General features: G+C 73.4%; 20 protein-coding genes and 1 pseudogene. 14 read left to right on the forward strand and 7 right to left on the reverse strand.

The features are described from left to right. Positions 1–277: 277 nt before the first annotated feature. The 9 genes from ACIP82_RS04100 to ACIP82_RS04140 all read left to right on the forward strand — a co-directional run bounded on the left by ACIP82_RS04100 (position 278) and on the right by ACIP82_RS04140 (position 10,585). On the forward strand, positions 278–2,206 hold the full coding sequence (locus tag ACIP82_RS04100) for a methylmalonyl-CoA mutase family protein (protein ID WP_400650615.1): 1,929 nt from the start codon (positions 278–280) through the stop codon (positions 2,204–2,206). Then, positions 2,203–4,407 carry a methylmalonyl-CoA mutase gene (scpA, locus tag ACIP82_RS04105; RefSeq protein ID WP_400650618.1) on the forward strand — a complete coding sequence of 735 codons (2,205 nt, stop codon included), beginning with the start codon at positions 2,203–2,205 and terminating at the stop codon, positions 4,405–4,407. Before ACIP82_RS04100 ends, scpA begins: the two co-directional genes overlap by 4 nt. 12 nt (positions 4,408–4,419) lie before the next feature. After that, a complete protein-coding gene (gene meaB / locus ACIP82_RS04110) occupies positions 4,420–5,412 on the forward strand; it encodes a methylmalonyl Co-A mutase-associated GTPase MeaB (protein WP_363605091.1) in 993 nt (330 codons plus the stop codon). Positions 5,413–5,531: 119 nt separating this feature from the next. Continuing rightward, on the forward strand, positions 5,532–5,759 hold the full coding sequence (locus ACIP82_RS04115) for a hypothetical protein (RefSeq protein ID WP_363605093.1): 228 nt from the start codon (positions 5,532–5,534) through the stop codon (positions 5,757–5,759). Positions 5,760–5,819: 60 nt separating this feature from the next. Continuing rightward, positions 5,820–6,827: a hypothetical protein gene (locus ACIP82_RS04120; RefSeq protein ID WP_400650622.1), complete on the forward strand. Its 1,008-nt coding sequence runs from the start codon at positions 5,820–5,822 to the stop codon at positions 6,825–6,827. Beyond that, positions 6,824–7,156: a hypothetical protein gene (locus ACIP82_RS04125; protein ID WP_363605096.1), complete on the forward strand. Its 333-nt coding sequence runs from the start codon at positions 6,824–6,826 to the stop codon at positions 7,154–7,156. Before ACIP82_RS04120 ends, ACIP82_RS04125 begins: the two co-directional genes overlap by 4 nt. Before the next feature lie 103 nt (positions 7,157–7,259). Then, positions 7,260–8,585: a UDP-glucose/GDP-mannose dehydrogenase family protein gene (locus ACIP82_RS04130; protein WP_363605098.1), complete on the forward strand. Its 1,326-nt coding sequence runs from the start codon at positions 7,260–7,262 to the stop codon at positions 8,583–8,585. Positions 8,586–8,604: 19 nt separating this feature from the next. Further along, positions 8,605–8,934: a MazG-like family protein gene (locus tag ACIP82_RS04135; RefSeq protein WP_363605099.1), complete on the forward strand. Its 330-nt coding sequence runs from the start codon at positions 8,605–8,607 to the stop codon at positions 8,932–8,934. A gap of 457 nt (positions 8,935–9,391) precedes the next feature. Further along, on the forward strand, positions 9,392–10,585 hold the full coding sequence (locus ACIP82_RS04140) for an XRE family transcriptional regulator (RefSeq protein ID WP_400650627.1): 1,194 nt from the start codon (positions 9,392–9,394) through the stop codon (positions 10,583–10,585). Between the two features lie 59 nt (positions 10,586–10,644). Here ACIP82_RS04140 and ACIP82_RS04145 read toward each other — a convergent pair whose 3' ends face one another. Both ACIP82_RS04145 and ACIP82_RS04150 read right to left on the reverse strand, forming a co-directional pair. After that, positions 10,645–11,247, reverse strand: coding sequence for a superoxide dismutase (locus ACIP82_RS04145; RefSeq protein ID WP_400650630.1), 603 nt, complete (start codon positions 11,245–11,247; stop codon positions 10,645–10,647). Positions 11,248–11,385: 138 nt separating this feature from the next. Beyond that, entirely contained in the window at positions 11,386–11,901 is a 516-nt protein-coding gene (locus ACIP82_RS04150) for a Fur family transcriptional regulator (RefSeq protein ID WP_400650633.1), read from the reverse strand. Between the two features lie 104 nt (positions 11,902–12,005). Here ACIP82_RS04150 and tsaD point away from each other — a divergent pair, with 104 nt between their 5' ends. After that, positions 12,006–13,073, forward strand: a complete 1,068-nt coding sequence (gene tsaD, locus ACIP82_RS04155; protein ID WP_400650635.1) for a tRNA (adenosine(37)-N6)-threonylcarbamoyltransferase complex transferase subunit TsaD — start codon at positions 12,006–12,008, stop codon at positions 13,071–13,073. A 201-nt stretch (positions 13,074–13,274) separates the two neighbouring features. Continuing rightward, positions 13,275–15,572, forward strand: a complete 2,298-nt coding sequence (locus tag ACIP82_RS04160; protein WP_400650638.1) for a collagenase — start codon at positions 13,275–13,277, stop codon at positions 15,570–15,572. A 102-nt stretch (positions 15,573–15,674) separates the two neighbouring features. Here the strand turns inward: ACIP82_RS04160 and ACIP82_RS04165 are convergent, their stop codons facing one another. After that, a complete protein-coding gene (locus ACIP82_RS04165) occupies positions 15,675–18,986 on the reverse strand; it encodes a type 2 lanthipeptide synthetase LanM family protein (RefSeq protein WP_400650641.1) in 3,312 nt (1,103 codons plus the stop codon). A gap of 126 nt (positions 18,987–19,112) precedes the next feature. Further along, a complete protein-coding gene (locus ACIP82_RS04170) occupies positions 19,113–19,292 on the reverse strand; it encodes a hypothetical protein (protein WP_363605107.1) in 180 nt (59 codons plus the stop codon). Positions 19,293–19,672: 380 nt separating this feature from the next. On the opposite strand from ACIP82_RS04170, the gene ACIP82_RS04175 reads away from it, so the two are divergent. Both ACIP82_RS04175 and ACIP82_RS04180 read left to right on the forward strand, forming a co-directional pair. Next, entirely contained in the window at positions 19,673–20,254 is a 582-nt protein-coding gene (locus tag ACIP82_RS04175; protein ID WP_400650644.1) for a histidine kinase, read from the forward strand. A 104-nt stretch (positions 20,255–20,358) separates the two neighbouring features. Beyond that, positions 20,359–20,547: pseudogene (locus ACIP82_RS04180) on the forward strand (epimerase); the annotation flags it as partial. 66 nt (positions 20,548–20,613) lie between these two features. Here the strand turns inward: ACIP82_RS04180 and ACIP82_RS04185 are convergent. After that, the gene (locus ACIP82_RS04185) at positions 20,614–21,438 is read right to left on the reverse strand and encodes a phosphoenolpyruvate hydrolase family protein (RefSeq protein ID WP_400650647.1); all 825 of its coding nucleotides are present in this window, start codon (positions 21,436–21,438) and stop codon (positions 20,614–20,616) included. A gap of 176 nt (positions 21,439–21,614) precedes the next feature. Then, positions 21,615–22,880 carry a Tm-1-like ATP-binding domain-containing protein gene (locus ACIP82_RS04190; RefSeq protein WP_363605111.1) on the reverse strand — a complete coding sequence of 422 codons (1,266 nt, stop codon included), beginning with the start codon at positions 22,878–22,880 and terminating at the stop codon, positions 21,615–21,617. Between the two features lie 167 nt (positions 22,881–23,047). On the opposite strand from ACIP82_RS04190, the gene ACIP82_RS04195 reads away from it, so the two are divergent. After that, a complete protein-coding gene (locus ACIP82_RS04195) occupies positions 23,048–24,475 on the forward strand; it encodes a PLP-dependent aminotransferase family protein (protein WP_363605112.1) in 1,428 nt (475 codons plus the stop codon). Between the two features lie 85 nt (positions 24,476–24,560). Here the strand turns inward: ACIP82_RS04195 and ACIP82_RS04200 are convergent, their stop codons facing one another. Further along, on the reverse strand, positions 24,561–25,454 hold the full coding sequence (locus ACIP82_RS04200; protein WP_363605113.1) for a helix-turn-helix transcriptional regulator: 894 nt from the start codon (positions 25,452–25,454) through the stop codon (positions 24,561–24,563). Positions 25,455–25,596 lie beyond the last annotated feature (142 nt).

Raw genomic sequence — 25,596 nt, forward strand, 5'->3', positions numbered from 1 at the left:
GCTCACCGCGGGTGGCCCGTCTCCGGTCCGGAGGCGGGCCACCCGGCCGTCCGGGCCGGGCCTGTCACCCCTGGACGCGGCCGGCCAAGGCCCCGGGCGGAACGCGTTTCGCCGTCCGGGCCGGACAGCGCCCCCGAACCGCCCGTCCAGCAGGCTCGCGCACGCCGGTTCCGGTGCACTCCACCCGGTCCGGAGTGGACCGACGCGGCAGAGCGAGGGAAAGGTCACACTCCCCGCCTCTCCTGCACGCCCGCCGCCGGACGCTAACCTGCCGGACATGACGGTCCCGCCCGAAGGGCTTCCCCTGGCCGCCGAGTTCCCGGCAGCACACCGTGAGCAGTGGCAGCACCTCGTCGAGGGTGTGCTGCGCAAGTCGGGTGCCCAGCCCGCGGACGGCGCGGCGGCCGAGGAGGCGCTCACCACCGCGCTCCAGGACGGGCTGCGCGCCCGCCCGCTGTACACCGCCGAGGACGCCCCGGCCACGCCCGGTCACCCCGGCTTCCCACCGTTCGTCCGGGGCGGCCGGCCGCAGGGCTCCGCCGTCTCCGGCTGGGACGTCCGCCAGCGGCACGCCGACCCGGACCCGCGCCGCACCAACGAGGCGGTGCTCGCGGACCTGGAGAACGGCGTCGGCTCGCTCTGGCTGGAGCTGGGCGGCGCGGGCCTGCCGGTCGCGGCGCTGCCCGAGGTGCTGTCCGGCGTCTATCCGGACCTGGCCGCCGTGGTGCTCGACGCCGGCGCCGAATTCACCGACGCCGCCGAGCGGTTGTTCACGCTCTACCGGGAGCGCGAGGTCTCCCCCGGCGCCGCCGCGGGCAGCCTCGGCGCCGACCCGCTGGGCCTCCAGGCCAGGACCGGCCGGGCCGAACGCACCGACGCGCTGCTCGCCGAGGCCGGCGCGCTCGCGGCCCGCTGCGCCGACGGGTACCCGGGCGTCCGGGCACTGACCGTCGACGCCCTCCCCTACCACGAGGCCGGCGCCTCCCCCGCGCAGGAGCTCGGCTGCTCGCTCGCCAGCGCCGTCGCCTACCTGCGTGCGCTCGGTGCCGCCGGGCTCTCCGTCGACGCCGCCTTCGGGCAGCTGGAGTTCCGCTACGCGGCCGACGCCGACCAGTTCCTGACGATCGCCAAGTTCCGTGCGGCGCGCCGGCTCTGGGCCCGGGTGGCCCAGGTGTCGGGGGCCGCACCCGAGGCCTCGGCGCAGCGCCAGCACGCCGTCACCTCCACGGTGATGACGACCGCGCGCGACCCGTGGGTGAACATGCTGCGCACCACCGTCGCCTGCCTGGCGGCCGGGGTCGGCGGGGCGGACGCGGTGAGCGTGCTGCCGTTCGACAGCGCGCTCGGCCTGCCGGACGCGTTCGCCCGCCGGATCGCCCGCAACACCCAGGCGATCCTGCTGGAGGAGTCCCACCTGGCGCGGGTGATCGACCCGGCCGGCGGCTCCTGGTACGTGGAGCGGCTGACCGACGAGCTGGCCCGGGCCGCCTGGGCCTGGTTCCAGGAGATCGAACGGGCCGGTGGCCAGCAGGCCGCGCTGGGCTCCGGACTGGTCGGCGAGCGGATCGCCGCGACCTGGGCGGAGCGCTCGGTCGCGCTGGCCAGGCGGCGCGAACCCGTCACCGGGGTCAGCGAGTTCCCGAACCTGGACGAGCAGCCGCTGGTCCGCGAGCCGGCCCCGGCCGGGCCCGCCGGCGGACTGCCCCGGGTGCGGCGCGCCGAGGCCTACGAGGCACTGCGCGACCGCTCGGACGCGCGGCTGGCCGCCACCGGGGAACGGCCGCGGCTCTTCCTGGCCTCGATCGGCACCGCGTCGGCGCACACCGCGCGCACCACCTTCGCCGCCAACCTGTTCCAGGCCGGCGGCATCGCGACCACCGCCGCCGAAGGCACCGACGCCGCCGCGCTGGCCGAGGCGTTCACCGCCAGCGGTGCCCGGGTGGCCTGCCTCTGCTCCAGCGACCGGCTGTACGGCGAGCACGCCGAGACCGTCGCCGCGGCGCTGAAGGCCGCCGGGGCCCGGCGGGTGCTGCTGGCCGGGCGGCCGGGCGAACAGCGGGAGGCCTACCGGCGGGCGGGCGTGGACGAGTTCGTCTTCGCGGGCGGCGACGCCGTCGCCGTGCTGACCGCCCTCCAGGACGAGATCCTGAGCGGGGCCCGGGACGAGATCCTGGACGAGACCACCGAGATCGGAGTGGCGCGATGATCCCCGACTTCACCGAGATCGGGCTGGACGGGGACACCGGCCCGGACGTCACCGACGGGCAGTGGCGGTCCGCCTGGCGGCAGGCCACCGGCAAGGACGTCGAGGAACTGCTCTGGGACACCCCCGAGGGCATCGGCGTCAAACCGCTGTACACCGCGGACGACCTGGCCGGCCTGGACTTCCTGGGCACCTACCCCGGCATCGCCCCGTACCTGCGCGGCCCGTACCCGACCATGTACGTCAACCAGCCGTGGACGGTCCGGCAGTACGCCGGGTTCTCCACCGCCGAGGAGTCCAACGCCTTCTACCGCCGCAACCTGGCGGCCGGTCAGAAGGGCCTCTCGGTCGCCTTCGACCTGCCGACCCACCGCGGCTACGACAGCGACCACCCGCGGGTCACCGGTGACGTCGGCATGGCGGGCGTGGCGATCGACTCCATCTACGACATGCGCCAGCTCTTCGACGGCATCCCGCTGGACCGGATGTCGGTGTCGATGACCATGAACGGCGCGGTGCTGCCCGTCCTGGCGCTGTACATCGTGGCCGCCGAGGAGCAGGGGGTGGCGCCCGAGAAGCTGGCGGGGACCATCCAGAACGACATCCTCAAGGAGTTCATGGTCCGCAACACCTACATCTACCCGCCGCAGCCGTCGATGCGGATCATCTCGGACATCTTCGCGTACACCTCGCAGAAGATGCCGCGGTACAACTCGATCTCCATCTCCGGCTACCACATCCAGGAGGCCGGGGCCACCGCCGACCTGGAGCTGGCCTACACCCTGGCCGACGGCGTGGAGTACCTGCGGGCGGGCCTGGACGTCGGACTGGACGTGGACGCCTTCGCGCCCCGGCTGTCGTTCTTCTGGGCGATCGGCATGAACTTCTTCATGGAGATCGCCAAGCTGCGCGCGGCCCGGCTGCTCTGGGCCAGACTGGTCAAGGAGTTCGGCCCGAAGAACCCCAAGTCCCTTTCGCTGCGCACGCATTCGCAGACCTCGGGCTGGTCGCTCACCGCGCAGGACGTGTTCAACAACGTCACCCGCACCTGTGTGGAGGCGATGGCCGCCACCCAGGGCCACACCCAGTCGCTGCACACCAACGCGCTGGACGAGGCGCTGGCCCTGCCCACCGACTTCTCCGCCCGGATCGCCCGCAACACCCAGCTGCTGCTCCAGCAGGAGTCCGGCACCTGCCGCGTCATCGACCCGTGGGGCGGCTCCGCGTACGTCGAGAAGCTCACCCACGACCTGGCCCGCCGTGCCTGGCAGCACATCCAGGAGGTGGAGGCGGCCGGCGGCATGGCCAAGGCCATCGACGCGGGCATCCCCAAGCTGCGCGTGGAGGAGGCCGCGGCCCGCACCCAGGCCCGGATCGACTCGGGCCGCCAGCCGGTGATCGGCGTCAACAAGTACCGGGTGGAGAGCGACGAGCAGATCGAGGTGCTCAAGGTCGACAACTCCTCGGTGCGCGCCCGCCAGATCGAGAAGCTGCGCCGGCTGCGCGACGAGCGCGACGAGGCCGCCTGCCGGGGCGCGCTGCACGCGCTGACCCGGGCCGCCGAGGCGGGCCCGCAGCGCGGCGGCTCGCTGGACGGCAACCTGCTGCACCTGGCCGTCAACGCGGCCCGGGCCAAGGCCACCGTCGGCGAGATCTCGGACGCCCTGGAGAAGGTGTACGGCCGGCACTCCGGCCAGATCCGTACCATCTCCGGCGTGTACCGTGACGAAGCGGGGCCGTCGGCCTCCGTACAGCGCACCCGTGACCTGGTCGAGCGGTTCGAGCGGGCCGAGGGCCGCCGACCGCGCATCCTGGTCGCCAAGATGGGCCAGGACGGCCACGACCGCGGCCAGAAGGTGATCGCCACGGCCTTCGCCGACCTCGGCTTCACCGTCGACGTCGGACCGCTGTTCCAGACCCCGGCCGAGGTCGCCCGCCAGGCCGTCGAGGCGGACGTGCACATCGTCGGCGTCTCCTCGCTGGCCGCCGGACACCTCACCCTGGTGCCCGCGCTGCGCGCCGAACTCGCCGAGGCCGGGCGCGAGGACATCACCATCGTGGTCGGCGGGGTGATCCCCCCGCAGGACTTCGACGCCCTGTACGAGGCGGGGGCGACGGCCGTCTTCCCGCCCGGCACGGTGATCCCGGACGCCGCCTACGACCTGCTGGGGACGCTCGCCGCCGACCTCGGCCACGAGCTGTGAGATTTTGATCGCATGCCTCCACGGACGATCGACCTCGACAGCTACGTGACGGGTGTCCTGGACGGCTCGCGCGCCCACATCGCGCGCGCCGTCACCCTCGTCGAGTCCACCCGGCCCGACCACCGCGTGCTGGCCCAGCAGTTGCTCCAGCGGCTGCTGCCGCACGCGGGCGGGGCGGTCCGGGTGGGCATCACCGGTGTGCCCGGTGTCGGCAAGTCGACCTTCATCGACTCCTTCGGCACGATGCTCACTTCGTCGGGACACCGGGTCGCGGTGCTCGCCGTGGACCCGACGTCCTCCCGCACCGGCGGCTCCATCCTGGGCGACAAGACCCGGATGGAACGCCTCGCCGTCGACCCGCACGCCTTCGTCCGCCCCTCCCCCACCTCCGGCACCCTCGGCGGCGTCGCCAAGGCCACCCGGGAGTCGATGGTGGTGATGGAGGCGGCCGGCTACGACGTCGTGCTGATCGAGACGGTGGGAGTCGGCCAGTCCGAGACGGCGGTGGCCGGGATGGTGGACACCTTCCTGTTGCTCAGCCTGGCCCGCACCGGGGACCAGCTGCAGGGCATCAAGAAGGGCGTACTGGAGCTCGCCGACGTCATCGCGGTCAACAAGGCGGACGGCCCGCACGAGACCGATGCCCGCGCCGCCGCGCGCGAACTCGCCGGCGCGCTGCGGCTGTTGCAGGCCCCGGACGCGCCCTGGACACCCCCGGTCCTCACCTGCAGCGGCCGGGACGGCGCCGGACTCGACGTGCTGTGGGAACGGCTCCAGCAGCACCGCAAGGTCCTCGACGCCACCGGCGCGCTGGCGACGAAGCGGCGCGACCAGCAGGTCGAGTGGACCTGGGCCATGGTCCACGACCAGCTCTACGCCCGCCTCCACGAACACCCCGAAGTACGGCGCTTGGCCCCCGAACTGGAGGCCCAGGTCCGCGCCGGCTCCCTCCCGGCCGGCCTGGCCGCCCAGCAGATCCTGGACAGCTTCTTCGGCGCCTCCTAGGTCCACGAAGCGCCTCGACTCGCACGCGATGTCGAGGCGCTTCGTCGTACGGTCAGGCGGCACGGCCGCGCGAACTGTCCCGCGCCGTCCACGACACCGCCGCCGATGTCGGCGTCGACGTGCAGCCGCCGCCCCCGGCCGAGCTCGCGGCCGGGCTCACCGCCGCATGGGAGACCTACCGCTCCGGCGACACCGTCCGCTCGGCCATGGTCGCGTCCGGCCGGTCGTGGATCTACATGCGGGATGCCCGGCTCGACCAGGCGGAGGAGACCGCACGGGCGTCGTACGAGTCGATCGAACCCCACTACGGGCACCGGGAGCTCGGCCTGCTCGCCACCTACGGGTGACACGTCACGTTCGCCGCCGTCGTCGCGGCCCGTCAGGGCAACGTCGACGGGGCCGACGACTTGCTGTCCCAAGGCCACGCGGTCGCCGCCCGGATGGACCGGGACGTGACCGTGAGCGGCACGGCGTTCGGGCCGGCCACGGTCACCGCGCAGGCCGTCGGCACTGCCGTATCGACCGGCCGCCCCGGCAAGGCGCTCGGCCTGTTCGAATCGATCGACGACACCTCCAGCCTCACGCCGTCCGCGCGGAACCGCCTGCTGCTCGACATCGCCCTTGCACAGGCGGACACCCGACAGTCGGACACCGCGCTGGACACCCTGCTGGAGGTCTGCTCGACCGCCCCCGGTTGGGCCTACCGTTACCAGTACGGGCTGGACTACACGTTCCCCGTCACGCGCCTGGTCCTCTCGGACCTGTACCTGTTCCACTCCTTCACCGCCCCGGCCGACGAGATCGCCACACACCTGCGGCAGATCGGCATGTGGCTCGACCAGGGCGCGTGGCGCTCGAAGGGCGACGGTGTGTGGGCGAAGGGTGACCTGCGGGTCGCCGTTGCCGAGTACGACGACCACCCACAGGACGAGCGTGCCGGGCGCCCCACGCCGACCGGCTTCCGGTCCGTCGACCTGTGCTTCATCTCGGAGGACTTCAAGGTTCCGCGCACCGTGCGGAACCTGCCGTGGGACGTTCTCGCGGGCGGCATGCGGATCAAGGACCGACGTGGAGAGCCGACGATCGCGCCCGACCTGACGCCGATCCTGGACTTCCTGCCGTTTCAGGTCGAGGTCGGCTGCGGCACGTCGATCGAAGCCGGTATCCCGCCGCTGCACTACCTGCACGAGGTGTACCGGGTCACCGACCGCCGCGACAACACCCTGACGCAGTCCCACGCTTTCACCCTCAGCCCCGAGGCTGACACGCTGATCCCAGAGATGCTGCTCAGCGCCGACACCAAGGCACCCGACCTGGTCGCGATGTTCCGCGCATACTTCCTGGCCGAGCCGACGGCCGCGCACCGCGCGCTCAAGGCCCTCCACACCACCGGCCATTTGGTGTCGGCCCGGTGATCACGCACAACTTCGACAGCCTCTCGGCGCGGGCCGGGCTGCCCGAGGTCTTCGTCCGCCGCTATGACCAGAAGATCCCACCGGTGCCGCTGCTGCCCGAGGCCCGGGCCCTGCTGGTCGTCGGCTTGCACGCAGACCGGCGCGCGGTCCAGCAGCGCGCCCGCGAGATGGATATGCGCATCTTTTACGTCGACCCCGAAGGGCTGGTGGAGAACGGCACCTTCAAGCCCTGCCCGATCGAGGGAGCCCATACCGGCGACGTGGTCGTGCGGCAGGCCGCGATCCCTGCCCTGCGCCGGCTGTGCGAGTTGCCGAACGTCTCCGCGTGACGGTCCATCACATGTCGGTCAGTTGGGCCCCGCCGGGCCGGTAGCGTCGCGGGAGCGCGCACGCCCGCGCGCCCCGCGACCACTCCATCCGACAAGGACCACGATGCGCGTTTCCGTGATCGGCTGCGGCCACCTCGGCATCCCCCACGCCGCCGGAATGGCCCACCTCGGCCACGAAGTCCTGGGCGTCGATCTCGACGCAGCCAAGATCGACCAGCTCAACCAGGGCGAAGCCCCGATCTTCGAAGCCGGGCTGCCCGAACTGCTCGCCAAACACACCGGCTCCGGGCAACTGCGGTTCACGACCAGCATCGCCGAGGCCGCCGCGTTCGCTGACGTGCACTTCCTCGCGGTCGGAACCCCGATCGACGCCGACGGCCGGTCCTACGACCCGGGACAGGTCTTCGGGGCCGCTCGGACGCTCGCGACGCACCTGACGCGGCCGTGCACGATCATCGGGAAGTCGACCGTCACCGTCGGCACCACCGCCCACCTGACGCGGCTTGTGCAGCGGCTCGCCCCGGCCGGCGAAGCCGTCCACGTCGTGTGGAACCCCGAGTTCCTGCGCGAAGGCCACGCCGTCGAGGACACCCTTCGCCCGGATCGGCTGGTGGCCGGGCTCACCAGCCCTGACGCCGAAGCCGTCGTGCGTGAGGTGTTCGCGCCGATTCTGGCGGACGGCTGCCCGCTGTTCGTCACCACCCCGGAGACGGCCGAGCTGATCAAGGGCGCCGCGAACACCTTTCTCGGCCTCAAGGTGTCGTTCGTCAACGCCGTCGCGGACATGTGCACCGCCGCCGGTGCCGACGTGATCACCCTGGTGCGGGCCCTCGGCATGGACCCGCGTATCGGCGCCGGCGGAATGCAGCCCGGCATCGGCTACGGCGGTGGCTGCCTGCCCAAGGACGTCCGGGCGTTCACCGCCTCCGCCGCTCACCTCGGCGCGAACGACGCCGCCGAGTTGCTGAGGGCGGCCGAGCGCATCAACGAGAACCGGCCGCACTCCGCCGCCGCCCTGGTCGAAGCCCACCTGGCGCGGCCCCTGAACGGCGCTCGGATCGCCATGTGGGGCGCGTCCTTCAAGGCCGGCACCAACGACGTCCGCGAATCCCCCGCACTCGCTCTGGCCTCACTGCTGCACACCCGAGGCGCGCAGGTCACCGTCCACGACCCGCACGCGAACGCGACCGCAATCGTCCGGCACCCCGAACTCGACTACGCCGACACCACCGCCGAAGCCTCCCGCGACGCGGACGCGGTCGTGATCGGCACCGAGTGGCCGCAGTTCCGCGACGCCAACCCCACCGAGCTCCGGTCGCTGGTGCAAAACCCGCTGGTCATCGACCTGCGGAACGTCCTGGACGCCGACCTGTGGCGCACCCACGGATGGGCCGTCCACCAGCTTGGCCGACCCCAACCCACCCGGTAACCAGGAAAGGGTCACGGCAATGGAAGATCTCTTCGACGCGATCGAGAAGCTGTCCGCCGTGTGCCGCGTCGCCGGCGCCGAGCTGCCCCTGGAGGAACTGAGAGCCCTTCAGATCGGAAAGGTCGGCGAGGAAGCCGGCGAAGCCATGCACGCCCTGCACGGCTTGAAGGGACTCACTACCTGCACCGACATCCACTCGTGGGCCGAGGTGCAGAACGACCTGACCGGCGCCGTCATCGCGTCCGTGATCGCCATGCACTACGTCGACCCCCACGGCTGGCGCCAAACGTTCACCGAGATCTTCCACCGCCGCACCCGCCGGGGACGCGAGGCGGCGGCCGCCACCTGACCCTCGCCACCGGACGGCTGCCGTCCGGTGGCAGGCGGCACGACCGCGCACCCGGAAGAGCGGCGAGGTGTTTCGCCACCTCGCGCAGAGAGTGCAGGTCACGCGCCGTGCCCCCACACGTGGGGGCACGGCGCCTCGCAGGTTTCCAGGTACTCGAACCACCCGACCTTGCCCGCCCCCGCCGGATGCCACCCCCAGGCATGCGCCATCGCCTCCACCAGCACAGTCCACGCCCACCGTGTGACGGTGGACGTCTGGGACGCGCACCGAGTGGAACGGCCGGGACATCTCAAGTGGTATCCCTTTCACCGAACAGAACGTCTCACAGTTCATCAGAGACGAACCCATGGCGCCGCCTGGCGCAGCATGCTTGGCTCTGACCTGGAAGTACCGCGACCGGTTGCTCAGTCCGTAACCGGGCACGAGTCGTCGCACTTGTATACAAAGAAGGAGCGTCGTGCCCAGCGCGCCCGTGGCAGATGACCGGCCGAACTCGTTGGACAGCAGGGAACAGTGGCAGCGGGTTCGAGCCTTCCTGAATGATCACCGCTTCGCCTTGACCAGCCGACTCCTGGCCGAGAGCCCTCCCGACCACCTGGTCCCTGGAACACCTCTGCTTGCCCGCCGGCACTGGATTCCGGAGCAGCCGGTGCCACTGGAGCGTGTCCGACTGCGCTGGCAGCCGGACACGCCCGCAGCACCTGTGGACGGTGGCGGACCCGAGCTGGATCACATCCGCCCGCGCCAGCAGGACGGAACGACCTGTCGCCGCTACGCCGACGCGGTTCGGGATCTTGCCAAACCCAGGCTGTTCGAGAACCGAAGCTGCTACCGCCTGCTTGATGTCGAGACGTCCGTCGCCGGACCGGTGCTGACCTTCGGGCGCGGCCAGTACTTCGACGTCATCAACATCTGTGAGGCCGTTGCGCACGAGTACGCCGCAGCCGTCCTGGCGGGTCCGGATGGGCCAGTGAGCCTTGCCGCCACGCCCTTCCGGGCCGCCATCGCCGATCCGACCGACCTCACGCGCCGCCCCGTCATGGCGGCCACCAGCACGTTGACGATCCGGCACGATCGTCAAACCGGCGACGCGGAGTTCGTGCTGCACTGGCGTGACCCCGGGAAGGTCGCCAGTGGCGGCGGCCTCTACCAGGTGATGCCGGTCGGGATGTTCCAGGCCTCGCACGACGCACCGTGGAACGAGGAGAACGACTTCGATCTCTGGCGGGCCATCCTCAGGGAGCTGAGCGAGGAACTGCTCGGCAACACCGAGGACTACGGGAGCGACAAGGCACCCATCGACTACGCCGCCTGGCCGCTCGACAAGACGCTCACCGCAGCGCGTGAGGACGGCAGCCTGCGGGTGTTCCGGCTGGGCCTCGGGATGGACCCACTGACCTTCGTCACCGACATGCTCACCGTGGCCGTGTTCGACGCCGACCTGTTCGACGAGACGTTCCGGCGCATCGTCTCCGGCAACGAGGAAGGTCGTCGCGTCGGACTGGACGATGCGACAGGGCGGTCGGCGGGCATCCCGTTCACGGCTGAGCAGGTGGACCGCCTCACCGGCACGGAGCCGATGCAGCCCGCCGGTGCGGCACTCCTGCGGCTTGCCTGGAAGCACCGGACGACGCTGTTGCGGCTCCCCTGACGCAGGGAAGGTCCCGGACCGCCCGACCGGTCCGGGACCTTCCTGCCGCCTGAATCAGGTCAGACGGTCTTGGCGGCCGCGAAGCGGGACGAGACGTCCTGCCAGTTGACGACGTCCCACAGGCGGGTGACGTAGTCGGGGCGGACGTTGCGGTACTGCAGGTAGTAGGCGTGCTCCCAGGCGTCGAAGGCCAGCAGCGGGGTGGTGCCCTGGCCGACGTTGCCGTGGTGGTCGTAGACCTGCTCGACGATCAGGCGCCGGCCGAGCGGCTCCCAGGACAGGATGCCCCAGCCGGAGCCCTGGACGCCGGTGGTGGCGCTGGTGAGCTGCTTCTTGAACGCCTCGAAGCTGCCGAAGTGCTCGGTGATCGCGTCGGCCAGCTCGCCCTCGGGGCGGTCGCCGCCCTCCGGGGAGAGGTTCTCCCAGAAGAGGGAGTGCAGCACGTGGCCGGACAGGTGGAAGGCGAAGGTCTTCTGCAGACCCACCAGGCCGCCGAACTGCTCCTTGTCGCGGGCCTCGGCCAGCTGCTCCAGGGTGTCGTTGGCGCCCTTGACGTAGGCGGCGTGGTGCTTGGAGTGGTGCAGCTCCAGGATCTCGGCGGACATCGCCCGCTCGAGCGCGGAGTAGTCGTACGGAAGGTCGGGAAGCGAGTAGGTGCCCATCAGGACACGGCCCCTTTCGGCGAGTTCAACGATGGCGATCGTGCCGGAACAACACTATTGCGTATCACTTGCAATAACGAAGCATATGCCTCAGCGAACCGATCGCGGCCATCACCCCGGGGCCCGGCGGGCGGCGCGTCACTGGCAGTCCGGGCAGACCCCGTTGACGACCAGTGACTCCAGCCGGAAGCCGGTCCGCCGGGCGGTGTCCGCCACCGCGCCGGCCAGCAGCTCGTAGGGGAACTCGGAGACCGCCCCGCAGACCGCGCAGAGCGCGTGGTGGTGCGGCTCGCCGACCAGGCCGTAGCTGAGCTCGCCGCCGAGGCCGCGGACGCCGTGCACCAGGTCCAGCTCGGCCAGCCGCTCGACCGCGCGGTAGACGGTGGAGACGCTGACGCAGGCGCCGCTCTCGGCGATCCGGCGGTGGATCCCGGCCACCGTGAGATGGCCGCCGTGCTCGCGCAGGGCGGCGAGCACCAGCAGCCGGGGCCCGGTGCAGCGGCCGCCGCCGGAGCGCAGCAGCTCCCGGCAGGCCTCCGCGACGTCCGGGCCGCTCCGGCAGGCCCGCGCCGTACCGGCCCGTTCGGTCCGCGCCGGCGGCACGCTCCCCGACCCGACCGTCGACCCGACTTCGCCCGCCACCGCGCCGCCCATCACGTCTCCTCGCACCCCCGCCCCGGACCCTGCCCACCTTATTGCACAATATGTGCAACTACTTTTGCTGAGCAGTACGAGCTGTATGGGTCGGGTGAGCTTCGGTGGCGGGATCGCCGGTGGTGCTGGGGATCGAGTCCTCCTGCGACGAGACCGGCGCCGGTCTCGTCCGGGACGGCCGGCTGCTCGGGCAGGCGGTGGCCTCCAGCATGGACGAGCACGCCCGCTTCGGCGGGGTGGTGCCCGAGATCGCCGCCCGCGCCCATGTGCACGCGATGGCGCCGGTGGTCCGCGAGGCGCTGGACCGGGCCGGGCTCGCCCTGGCCGACGTCGGCGCCGTCGCGGTCACCACCGGCCCCGGGCTCTCCGGGGCACTCCAGGTCGGGGTGGCCGCCGCCAAGAGCTACGCCTTCTCGCTCGGCGTCCCGCTGTACGGGGTGCACCACCTGGCCGGGCACGTCGCCGCCGCGACGCTGGACGGCGGACCGCTGCCCGACCCCTGCGTGGTACTGATCGTCTCCGGCGGGCACACCTCGCTGCTGCTGGTCCGCGACCTGGCCCGGGACCCGATCGTCCACCTCGGCGACACCCTGGACGACGCGGCCGGCGAGTGCTTCGACAAGGTCGCGCGGATCCTGCGCCTGCCCTACCCCGGCGGGCCCGCCATCGACCGCGCGGCCCGCGACGGCGACCCGGGCGCCGTCCGGCTCCCGCGCCCGCTCACCGGGCCGCGCGACGACCCGTACGCGTTCTCCTTCTCCGGCCTCAAGACCGCCGCCGCCCGCTGGGTGGAGGGCCATCGCGCGGCCGGCACCGAGCCGCACGTCCCCGACGCGGCCGCCGCCCTCCAGGAGGCGATCGCCGACGTGCTCACCCGCAAGGCCGTCCGCGCCTGCACCGACCACGGCATCTCCACCCTGGTGGTGGTCGGCGGCGTCGCGGCCAACTCACGGGTCCGGGCGCTCGCCGAGCAGCGCTGCGCCGCCGCCGGTGTCGCCCTGCGGGTGCCGCCGCTGCGGCTCTGCACCGACAACGGCGCCATGGTCGCCGCCATCGGCGACCTGCTGGTCCGCGCCGGCGCCGCGCCCGCCCCCGCGAACCTGTCGATCGACCCGTCCGCCCCGCTGGAGTACGCCGCGCTGACCCCGGTGGCCCGAACCTCCGTGGCCTGAGCCCCACTTGACCCCGCTCGGGTCGTGCTCGACCATTCCCCGGCCACCGCGGGCCGCATCTGACAACGTTTCGGTTTCGCCGGAGGGCAATCCCCTCCCAGGCCTTCCCGCCACACGGCGACATGTGCCATTTTACATGTCACACATCAATTGGTCGCACCCCCCAACTCGCGACCTCAACGGCCCCGGAGGCCCCCACAGATGCGCCCCTTCCGGATATGTACGGCCCAGGCGGGCCGAGTGCTGGCGCTGGCCGTCGCACTCTTCCTCGCCCTCGGCCTCTTCGCCCCGCGGAGCCAGGCCGCCCCCGTCCCGACGGCCGGCCCCGGCAGCACCGCCGGCACGAGCGACGCCGACCGCCCGGCCGCCCCGCGCGCGATCCCGGTCCCCAAGTCCCCCGACGCGAAGCCGGACGGACGGCCGCTCGCCTCGGCCGACGCCGACAGGCCCGCCGCCCCGCAGCCGGCCACCACCCCGGCCGCCAAGGCCCCCAGGAACCTCGCGGCCTCCCCCTCCGCGACCGCCGCGGCCTGCGACGTCTCCGCCTTCACCGGCAAGTCCGGCAGCGCGCTGGTCCAGCAGGTCAAGGCCGCCGGACTGGACTGCGTCAACACGCTGTTCAACCTCACCGGCGACGACGCCAAGAACGTCTTCCGCGAGGCCCAGATGGTCTCCGTCGCCGACGCCCTGCGCGACACCGCCGCCGGCTACCCCGGCGACAACTCCACCTCCGCCGGGCAGTTGGTGCTCTTCCTGCGCGCCGGCTACTACGTGCAGTGGTACCACGGCGACGTCGTCGGCCCGTACGGCACCGCGCTCCAGACCTCCATCCGCGGCGCGCTGGACGCCTTCTTCGCCGCCCCGCACAGCAAGGACGTCAGCCAGGCCAACGGTGCCACGCTGGCCGAGGCCGTCACCCTGATCGACAGCGCCCAGGAGAACGCCCGCTACACCGGCGTCGTCAAGCGCCTGCTGACCGACTACACCGGCTCCTGGACCGGCGCGATGTACGACGCCGTCGCCAACACCAAGACCGTCATCGAACGCGGCGTCGAGCTGCCCGAGTTCACCGCCGCCCTGCAGGCCGACCCGGGCTTCGCCACCACGATGACCTCCTTCGTCACCCGCAACAGCTCGATGCTCACCGGCAGCGACCTCGCCACCGACATCGGCATCCAGGTCGGCAACCTGCTCAACTCCGCCCCGCTCAAGCCCCAGGCCCGGCCGCTGGTCAAGGACCTGATCAACCGCTACCCGCTGGTCGGCGCCACCGGCCCGCTCACCATGAACCTGGTCTGGTACGCCGAGAAGCGCGACACCGGCAACTGCTCCTACTACGGCATCTGCGACCTGCCCACCCGGCTCGTCCCGCTGGTGCTGACCGTCGACCACACCTGCAACCCCAACCTGCGCATCCGCGCGCAGCAGATGACCCCGGCCCAGCTCGCCGACACCTGCACCAGCCTGATCAACCAGGACGCGTTCTTCCACAAGGTGGTCAAGGACAACGGCCCGGTCGCCAACGACGTCAACACCAGCCTTGAGGTCGTCGTCTTCCACGACTACTACGAGTACACCCTCTACGCCTGGAACATGTACAACATCGCCGTCGACAACGGCGGCATGTACGAGGAGGGCGACCCGGCCAAGGCCGGCAACCAGGCCCGCTTCATCGCCCACGAGGCCGACTGGCTGCGCCCCGACTTCCAGATCTGGAACCTCAACCACGAGTACACCCACTACCTCGACGGCCGCTACGACATGTACGGCGACTTCGAGGCCGGCATGGTGACCCCGACCATCTGGTGGGTCGAGGGGCTCGCCGAGTACGTCTCGTACAGCTACCGCAACGAGCACTACGACAAGGCGGTCGCCGAGGCCGGCAAGGGCACCTACAAGCTGAGCCAGCTCTTCGACACCACCTATGACAACGCCGACTCCACCCGGATCTACCAGTGGGGCTACCTGGCGGTGCGCTACATGCTCCAGTCGCACCCGCAGGACGTGGACGCGGTGCTCGCCAAGTACCGGGCCGGCGACTGGGCCGGTGCCCGCACGCTGCTCACCAGCACCATCGGCACCCGGTACGACGCCGACTTCGCCACCTGGCTGACCGCTTGCGCGGCCGACAAGTGCGGCACCGTGCCGCCCGTCCAGGCCCCGCTCTGCACCATCGCCGACCCCCGCCAGTTCGACCAGAACTGCCGCCGGGACGGCGTCGCGGCCACCACCGGCAACTACAGCTACATGTTCCTGAACCTGCCGGCCGGGGTGAAGGAGCTGACCATCACCAGCAGCGGCGGCACCGGCAACGCCGACCTCTACTACAACGGCGGCAGCTGGGCCACCACCGGCTCCTACCTGAAGAAGTCCGCCAACCCCGGCAACGGCGAGAGCCTCACCATCGCCAACCCGCCGTCCGGCTGGGTGTACTTCAGCCTCTACGCCCAGCAGGGCTTCAGCGGGGCGACCGTCACCACGCAGTACAAGACCAGCTGACATGACGTCATAGTGGTTGGAGGGCCCTGCGGTTACCGCAGGGCCCTCCTCGGCGTTCGGCTCCCGCCGACCACTCGACGAGCGGCGGGCCTCAGATACGCCTCAACGGGCCGGCGGGTGGAGGGCGAGCACGGCGGGGACGGTGTCCGGGGCGGCGAGGCGGAGCAGGCCGTGGCCGATGCCGGCCAGGCCGACCAGCAGGGACGGGCTGTGGACGCCGTGCGGGAGGCCGCAGACCCAGCCGCGCCGGTCGAGGGCGTCCAGGGTGGCGCCGGCCTGCCGCAGGCCGGCCGCGCGCCAGTGGCCGCCGGCCAGCAGCAGGGGTTCCAGGTTGCCGAAATCGCCGTGGCAGAGGGAGAAGTTGAGGCCGAAACCGTGTCGGACCACGGTATCCAGGGCGGTGTCGCGCTCCTTGCGGAGCACCTCGCCCTCGCCGTCCGGCAGACCGGTGAGCAGCCCGGCCAGCTCGACCCGGGCCAGGGCGATGCCGGCCGCGCCATGGCACCAGAGAACGGGGTGGGACGGCGCTTCCGGCGTGCCGTCCTCCCGTACGTCACGCCAGTTGGCGGCGGCCGGGTCGAACAGCGTGCGCTCGTACTCCAGGGCGCCGAGGGCGAGTTCGGGCAGCCGGGCGTCACCGAGCAGGTGTCCGGCCCGGGCCAGCGCCCAGGCGATGCCGGAGCCGCCGTGGGCGAACCCGGCGAGCGGGCGGTCCACGGCGTCGACCAGGGTGGCGGGCAGCCAGCCGGTCCCGCCTTCGGGGTGCGGCCGGGCCTGCACGACCAGCCGCTCCGCGCAGCGGGCCAGTGCGTCGGTCACCGCCGGGCCGGGGCGCACCGCGCCCCAGGCGGCGAGGCCGCCGATGGTGCCCGCGCTGCCCGCGATCAGGTCGTAGCAGGTGTCCTCGCCCGCGGTGGCGGCGGCCCGGGCGACCAACAGCTCGCCGAGGGCGTCGAGTTCGGCGTCGGGGTGGTCGGCGGCGAGCTGGGCCAGGGTGTAGAGCAGGCCGCCGGTGCCGGCCAGGCCGCCGCCGAGCCGGTCGGCCCGTCGCCGGATCTGCTGGCGGAGCGTCGTCCCGGCCGCGCGGGCGGCGGCCCGGTGCGCCGGATCGCCTCCGGCCAGGGCGAGTTGGTGGAGGAAGAGCGCGACGCCGGCCGTTCCGCTGTAGAGGTCCGGGCCGAGTTCGGCCGGGGCCCAGCGGCCGGGCGGGGCCCAGTTCGGACCGGCCCAGGCGAGGTCCGCGCGCCCCCGGTACGCCTCGCGCAGCAGCTGCTCACCGGCCTCGACCGCCTTGGCCAGGGCGCGGGTTCGCAGCCGGTCGAGCGCTGCGGGGTCCTGTGGTGCGGCGTTCTGTGGTGCGGTGTGCCGGGGCGCGGCATGCCGCGGTGCGGCGGCCGGGCGGCGCGGTTCGCGGGCTCCGTCGGCCGTGGTCACGGAGAGCCGCAGCAGCTGCACCTGGCGCGCGAGGTCCTCGGGGCCGAGCCGGTCCACCTTGGCGAGGGCCAGCTCCAGTGCGGGCCGGGCCGCGACCCCGGGGATGACGGCCCCGCTCGCGGCGCGGGCGTCCACGCCGTCCGGGCGGATGGTGAAGACCGGCACGTCGCCACGCCAGAGGTCGGCGCGCTCGTGCTCGACGAAGGCGAGCGCGTGGCCCTCCCAGGCGGCGAGTGCCCAGAGCCGGTCGAAGTGACGGTCCTGGTCCAGCGCGTCGCGCAGCAGGTCGGGGTGGCAGCCGGTGGTCAGCAGGCTGCGGTACTCCAGGGTGTCGCGGCGCAGCAGCCGGGTCTCGTCCGCCGCGAAGGCCCGCAGCAGCCCACGGACCAGCTCCTTCTCCCCCGCCAGCACCTGGTACGCCTCGGTGAAGCCGGCCTCCAGCTCGGCGGCGAAGTCGGCGGGCCGCAGCGGCTGCCCGGGCGGGACCGGGCGGCTGCCGGCCGCCTCGACGGGCATCCGCCGGTATTCGAGGCGCAGTTCGTCGGTGCCCTCGCCGGCCAGGACGGGCACCGCGCGCGGCGGCAGCGTGCCCGGGTCCCAGCCGAGCGCCGAGAGGTCGGTGCCGCCGTTGCCGTTCTCGTCCCACATCCGTTCGGGCAGCAGGCCGGAGCGGAGCACCGAGTGCAGGGCGTCGTGGCGGGCGAGGCGTTCGGACTCGGAGAGGTCCTTGGTGGGCTCGTGCAGGTCGGGGTGGAGCAGTGCCTCCAGGTCGATCAGTACCGGCTGGTCGCGGACGGCGAGCAGGTTCTGGGCGTGGCAGTCCACCGCGTCGAGGAGGTGGAGCAGCGCGGCGAGGACGCCGGCCCGGTGGTAGAAGGCGCTCAACTCGGCCTGGTCGCGGGCTGGTTCGGCGGTGACGTGGGCCGTCCAGCCGTAGCCGTCCCCGGCCAGGTAGGCCAGGTCGAGGAGGGGCAGCCGAAGACGCGGGTTGATCCACCGCAGCAGTTGCTGGAAGTGCAGTTCGGCGCCGAGCGGGCGTGGTTTGTAGATGATCCGGGTGGTGTGCCCCTCGTGCTCGAACCGCAGCCCGCAGACGGTGGCGCCGCCCCGGTGGGGGTCGCCGAGGCCGGTGGTGAGTTCGGTGAGCCGGCCGAGCGGGCGGCCGTCGGCGAAGGTGCGGGAGATCGCGGGGAGGTCGGCGGCGAGGCGGCGGAACAGGGCGAGGCCGGTCTCCGTCCACTGCTCGGCGGCCACGGTGAGGCGGCGGGCCAGGACGGGGTATTCGGCGAGGAGCAGGAGCGCCTGCTCGGGCGCGGTGATCCGGTCCAGGAAGCCGCGGTACCGCGCTTCGGGGGTGTCACCGGTCAGCCCGCCGGTGATCCGGGCGACGTGGAGTTCGGTGATCACGGTGCGGACGGCCGTCGTGTGGGCGGAGGCCGTGAGTGCGGGCGTGACCAGCGCGGTGAGCCTCTCGGGGGCGCCGAGCGCGGCCGTTTCGGGGGACTCGGCGGCGAGGGCGGCGATGCCCGCGCACAGGCGATCGCGGGCGGCGGCCAGCAGGGGTGCGGCGAGCGCGGCGAAGGCGTGGTCTTCGGGGATCTCCAGCGGCTCGGGGGCCGGGGACGCCTCGAAGGCGGCGGCGAGGTGTTCGACCCACGGTTCGGGGTCGGCTTCTGGGCCCGCCGTGGGGCCCGCCCCGGTCCGGCCGAGGCGGGCGGCCAGGGCTTCGGGGGTCTCGGCGAGCAGGGCGCGCAGCGCGTCGGCGTCGAGCCCGTCGGCGGCGAGCCGGCGCTCGAACCAGCCGTCCCGGTCGAACGGCGGCTGGGCCCGCCAGCGGTCGAGGATCCGCGCGGCCCGCTCCACCCGCCCGCCCGCGTCCTCGGGCTCCGGCCCGGACGCGGCACCGCTCCCCGCCCGGCCACGCCGGGCCAGCGGTACGGCTAGGGCCGCAGCCCGTCGGAGTTCGGACGCGTCGACCACGGGCTGGGCCGCCTCTCTGTTCGGTTCTGCTCGGTTCTGCTCGGCCGGAGTCGGGTCGGGGGCCCCTCGGCAGCGGGGCGGGGCGCCCCCGGCGCAGGCACCGGGGACGCCTCGTGAGCCGGTGGCTCAGAAGCTACAGATGCGCGCACAACTGGAGGGCGAGCCGCAGGTGCTGGACTGCACCGCCGCGGTGACGTACACCTCGCCCGCCGGGTCGCCGGCCGGGTGGGCCTGGTGGCCCTGGCCGAGGGTCAGTCGGAAGTCCTCGTCCTTGAGCGCGCGAACCTGCTCCGCCGTGGGCTGCATGATGCCTCCTACAGGAGTTCGAGTCCGGTACGGACTCGCTGAGCTCCGGATCCTCCCAGCGCCCCACCCGTCACACCAGGTCTCAGGAATTCACCCGTTCGAGTTCCGGCCAGGATCGCCGAACCGTTCCGCCCCCGCCCCGGCCCCGTCTTCCGCACGCCGACGGCGCACCTTCGCTGGCCCGGCCCTGCCGGAGTCGCCATGTACCTGACCGAATTCCGAACGATGACGAGCGGTTGAACCGGGCATGACGTTTGAACCCGCGCGCCCTGGGGAGATCGGTGCCTTTCCTGCGACGCCGCCTTCCTGTGGCACCGCTCGGCGGCTCCGGTCACGATGGAGGTCCGTGGAAGACCCTGCGCCGACCCGATCGGAGCACGATGACCGACCTGCACAACGTCGTCCTTCTCACCTTCCGGGACAGCGCCGCGTGCCACCCGGCCTTCGAGGAGGCCCAGCAGCTGCCCGGGCTCCGTCAGGCCGCGGTGCTGGAGCGCGGCGCCGACGGCCTGCTGGAGCCCAGGGACGGCTTCACCCGCGGGGCGGGCGTGGCGACCGTGGGCTCCGGACTGGTCGGCGGCCTGGTCGGGATGCTGGGCGGCCCGATCGGCGCGCTGCTGGGGTTCGCCGCCGGCGCCGCGCTCGGCAACGCCGCCGAGGAGGGCCGCGCCACGACCACCGGCGCCGGCCTGATCATGCTCTCCCCCCGCGTCCCGGCCGGCGCGGCGCTGCTGGTCCTGGAACTCAGGGAGGCGTCCCCGGCTCCGGCCGACGAACTCGCCGCCCGGTACGGGGCCACGGTCGAGCGGATCGGCGCGGACGCGTTCGACGAGCAGGTCCGTGCGGCCGAACGGCGGGCCGAGGAGGACGGGGAGGACCGGAACACCGGGGAGGACCGGGAGGACGCGGGGGCATCGGAGGCACCGGGCACGCCCGGCGAACCGGGTGCCGCCGACCGCTGAGCGGCCGAACCACCACGGGCGCCCGCCGCCCGGACCAGGGCGGGGCGGACCGGACCCGTCAGTGCAGCCCGTAGGCGTCCGCCAGCAGTTCCAGCTGGGCGCGCCCCTTCGACGAGCAGTTCGTGGCCGAGTACGCGGAGATGTTCTACCAGCACACCGAGGCCCAGATACTGGACTCGACCGCGTTCGAGCAGGCCTTCGGCGTCCGGCCCACCCCGCTCGGGCGCAGCCTCGACGACACCCTCGCCTGGTACCGCGCCTGGCCGGCGGCGGCTCCGGCCGCCGCCGGCTGAAGCGGGCCAGCGCACCACGCACGGCACTCGCCGCACCTGGTGCCCGGCCCCGGCCCGGCCCCGGGCTCAGCCCAGCGGGAGGGACTTGAACGCGCGGGCCTGCTCGGTGATGGCGCGTTCGGTGGGGAGGCGCTCCATGGAGGAGGCCCCGAAGAAGCCGGCGATCCCCGAGGTGTGCTCCAGGACGTAGCGGGCGTCCTCGGGTTCGGCGATCGGCCCGCCGTGGCAGAGCACGATGATGTCCGGGTTGACCCGCTTCGCGGCGTCGTGCATCTCCTGCACCGCGGCGGCGGCCTGGTCGAGGGTGAGCGCGGTGGCCGCACCGATGGAGCCCTTGGTGGTGAGCCCGACGTGCGGCACGAGGACGTCCGCGCCGACCCGGGCCATCTCGGCGGCCTGCTCCGGGTCGAACACGTACGGGGCGGTGAGCAGGTCACGCTCGTGGGCCTGGCGGATCATGTCGATCTCCAGGCCGAAGCCCATCCCGGTCTCCTCCAGGTTCTCCCGGAACTTGCCGTCGAACAGCCCGACCGTGGGGAAGTTCTGCACGCCGGTGAAGCCGACGGCCTTCAGCTGGTCGAGGAAGTTGCCCATGATCCGGAAGGGGTCGGTCCCGCACACCCCGGCGAGCACCGGCACCTCCCGGACCACCGGCAGCACCTCCCCCGCCATCTCCAGCACGATGGCGTTGGCGTCGCCGTACGGCAGCAGGCCCGCCAGCGAACCGCGGCCGGCCATCCGGTAACGGCCGGAGTTGTAGATGATCAGCAGGTCGACGCCGCCGGCCTCCGCGCACTTGGCGGAGAGGCCGGTACCGGCGCCGGCCCCGATGACGGGCCGTCCGGCGGTGACCTGCGCGGTCAGTCGGGCCAGGGCTTCGGTGCGGTTCACGGGTGGGGCTCCTCTTCGGTCGGGTGGATCCGGGCTGCGCGGAACGGGCCGGGCCCAGTGGTTTCGACGGTTCGGCGGTTCGACGGCTCAGGCATCGGCGCGACGGCGTTTCGGGCCGGCGCGCGCTTCAGGCCGGCGCACCTCAAGTCGGCGCGCGCCTCAGGCCGGGCCACGGCTCAGGCCAGGGCGGGCGAACGGCCCTGTGCACGGTCCTGAGCGGTGATCAGCCGGTGCAGATGGTCAGCGGCCGCGACGGCGAAGGCCGGGTCGTTCACATGCGCGTCCACCTCCCGCAGCTCGACGGCGCCGCCCGCCAGCGCGGTACGCAGCGACGCGAGCCCGGCCCGGTCGGCGTCCGGGTCGTGGAACGGCCCGCCCGGCGCGTCCACCGCGGACACCCCGCCGAGCGGCCAGAGAACCGCCGCCGGGCCGCGGGCGGCGGCCAGCTTCTGCCCGATGGTGGTGCCGAGCACCGCCATCTCCTCGGCCGTGGTGCGCATCAGCGTCACGGTGGGGTTGTGGACGAGCAGGTGCCGCTCGGCGAAACGCTCCGGAACGCTCTCCCGGGGGCCGAAGTTGACCATGTCCAGCGCCCCCGGCGCGACCACCTGCGGAACGCCCGCCCGCCCGGCGGCGGTGAGCCGGTCGGGCCCGGCGCTCAGCACGCCGCCGACCAGTTCGTCCGCGAGTTCGGTGGTGGTGAGGTCCAGGACTCCGGCCAGGAAGCCGCCGGCGGCGAGCTTCTCCAGTGCCCGCCCGCCGGCCCCGGTGGCGTGGAACACCAGGACCTCGTAACCGAGTTCGTCCAGCCGCGCGCGGGCGGCGTCGACCGCGGGCGTGGTCACCCCGAACATGCTGGCGCCGACCAGCCGGCGCCCCTGCGACTGTGGGCCGGCAAGGCCCCGCTCGTGGTGGGCGGCCATGCCCGCGACCGCCGCCACCGCGTTCCCGAGGATCAGGGAAGAGACCGAGTTGATGCCCGCGACGTCCACCACGCTGTACATCATGGTGATGTCACTGCTGCCCACGTAGGGCGCGACGTCCCCGCCCGCCATGGTGGAGACCAGCAGCTTGGGCACACCGACGGGCAGTGCCCGCATCGCCCGGGCCGCGATGAACGAGCCCCCGCTGCCGGCCACCGCCAGCACCGCGTGCAGCCGGCCCTCCCGGTGCAGGTCGCCGACGACCCGCTCGACGCCCTCGGCCATCGCCGCCACCGCCGCACCGCGGTCCCCGCCGGCGCGCAGCGCCGCCAGGTCGTGCCCGGCCGCCCGGGCGACGGCCTCTGCGCCGATGTCACCGGCGGGCGTACCGGCCGGCGGCGGCAGCACACCGGCGTCGACGACCACCACCTCGCAGCCGGCCTCGCGCAACCGCCCGGCGAGCCACGCGTACTCCGCGCCCTTGGTGTCCAGTGTCCCGACCAGCACGACGGTCGCCATGTCCCTGCTCCTTTGAACGGACGATGCCCCGATCATCGGGCCGGGCCCGGAGGGCGGCAAAGACCACTTGGGGCCAAGTGGCCTGCGCCGTCGGACGGTGTCCGGCCCGGCCCCGCAGCGCCCGGCCCGGCCCGGCTCCGCCGCAGCTGCGGGGCATGATGGGTGGCATGGACCGGATTCCCCCCACCCGCCTGTCGCGCCTGCTCACCGGCTGGGCCGGCGGCGGTTCGGACGCGCTGCCGCGACTGCTGGCGGACGCCCTGCGCGAGCTGGCCGAGCGCGGCGACGTCGGGCCCGGCACCGTACTGCCCTCCCAGCGCGCCCTCGCCACCGCGCTGGGCGTCAGCCGCTCCACGGTCACCGCCGCGTACGGACTGCTGGAGGCCGAGGGGCGGCTGGAGAGCCGGCACGGCAGCGGCTCCCGGCTGCGCGCCTCCGGGGCGGTCGGCGAGCCCGCCAGCGAGGGGCGGCTCGCCAGCTTCGGCAGCCGGGACGGCACCCTCGACCTCTCCAGCGGCGCGCTGGACGGCCTGCCCGCCGTCGCGGACGCCCTGGACGCGCTGTCCGGCCGCGACCTCACCGCCGCGCTCGCCGACGACGGCTACCTCCCCTACGGGCTGCCGCAGTTGCGCGAACAGCTCGCCGAGTACCACCGCGCGGCCGGCCTGCCGACCTCACCGGAGCAGATCCTGGTCACCGCCGGATCCCAGCAGGCCCTCTGGCTGATCACCCAGGGGCTGGTCGAGCCCGGCGACACCGTGGTCGTCGAGGACCCGACCTACCGCGGCGCCCTCGAAGCGCTGCGCGCCCGGGGCGCCCGCCTGGTCCCGCTGCCCCCGCACGGCGCGCCCGGCCCGCAGGGCGACGGCCCCGCCGCCCTGGCCCGGCTGGCCGGCCACATCCGCCCGCGCCTGGTCTACCTGCAGCCGTCCGTCCACAACCCCACCGGCCTCGGCATGAGCGCGCGGACCCGCCGGGCCTGGGCCGCCGTCCTCGCCGAACACGGCCTCTACACCGTCGAGGACAACGCCTACGCGGAGCTGTCCCTGCGCGACGACAGCGCACCGGTCCCGCTCGCCGCCCAGTTGCCGACCGCCGCGACCGCGACCATCGGCACCCTCTCGAAGCTGTTCTGGGGCGGCCTCCGGCTCGGCTGGATCCGCGCCTCCACCACCGTCATCCACCGCCTGGCCGAGATCCGGAAGTCCGTCGACCTCTCCTGCCCGGTGGTGGAGCAGTTGCTCGCCGTCCGGCTGCTCCAAGGGCTGCCCGAGGCCCGCGCCCGGCGCCGCGCCCAACTGCGCGAACGCCTCGCCGCGACCGAGCGGCTGCTCACCGCCGAGGCACCGCACTGGCGCTGGGAACACCCCGCCGGGGGCTCCGCCCTCTGGGTCGAACTCCCCGGAGCCGACGCCGAGGCCACCGCCCAACTCGCCCGCCGCGCAGGCGTCCTGATCGTCCCCGGCCCCGCCTTCTCGGCCGTCGACGGATTCCGCCACCACCTCCGGCTCCCCTTCGCCGACCAGCACGGCAACCTGGCCGCCGCCCTCCCCGTCCTCCTTCGCAGCGCGGAGCGCTCCGGCTCCGCGCGCTGACCCGCCGACGCCGACCCGCCACGCCCTGGCCGCCCGGGCGGCCGGGCAGCCGGGCAGCCGGGCAGCCGGTCAGCCGGTCAGCCGGTCAGCGTCGGCGCGGATCGGCCCCCGCCCCGCTCACCGGGCCCGGGACCTCCGGTGCGGCGGCCCAGGAGAGGAGCAGCCGCAGAGCGTCGTCGGACGGGGTTCCCGGCTCGGCGGCGTAGGTGATCAGGGCCTGGTCCGGGTCGTCGGCCGGGCGCAGCGTGTCGTAGACCAGGTCCAGCTCGCCGACCAGCGGGTGCCGGAAGCGCTTGCGGCCCGAGGTCTTGTCCTGCACCGGATGCTCCGCCCACCAGCGGCGGAAGTCCGCGCTGCGCATGGACAGTTCGCCGATCAGCTCGGCCAGCCGGGGGTCGTCGGGGCGGCGGCCGGCCTCCAGGTGGAGGAAGGCGACGTTCTCGCGGGCGCAGGCCGTCCAGTCCGCGTACAGCTCCCGCGAGGCCGGGTCCAGGAAGGTGATCCGGGGGATGTTCCGCTCGGCCGGGGCGAGCGCGCCGTAGTCCCCGAACAGGGAGACGGCGGCCTGGTTCCAGGCCAGGACGTCCATCCGGCGGCCCATCACCATGGCCGGCACGTCGGACAGCTCGGCCAGCAGCCGCGCCAGCATCGGCCGGACCCGCTGCGGGGCGGACGGCGTACGGCCCGCCCGGCGGGCGGGCCGGGGGCGGGCGAGCCGGTGCAGATGGCGGGCCTCGTCCGGTTCGAGGAGCAGCGCGCGGGCCAGCGCGTCGAGCACGGCGTCCGACGGGTTGCCCACCCGGCCCTGTTCCAGCCGGGTGTAGTAGTCGACGCTCACCCCGGCGAGCTGGGCGAGCTCCTCCCGGCGCAGTCCGGCCACCCGGCGGCGGCCGCCGAAGTCCGGCAGGGCGACGTCCTCGGGCCGGAGCCGGGCGCGGCGTGTCCGGAGGAACTCGCTCAGGCTGATCGCGGTACTCATACGACGATTGTCCCCGCCGGCCGCCGGTGCAGCCTGGCCCTGTCAGGACCAGGCTGCACCCCACGGCCCCGGCGGTCGGGCCGGTCGCCGGTCAGGCTGCCGGGACGGCCGTCACCAGGCCACCGTCCACCACGAAGTCCTG

The organism is Kitasatospora sp. NPDC088548 (assembly GCF_044753005.1).
Taxonomy (GTDB): domain Bacteria; phylum Actinomycetota; class Actinomycetes; order Streptomycetales; family Streptomycetaceae; genus Kitasatospora.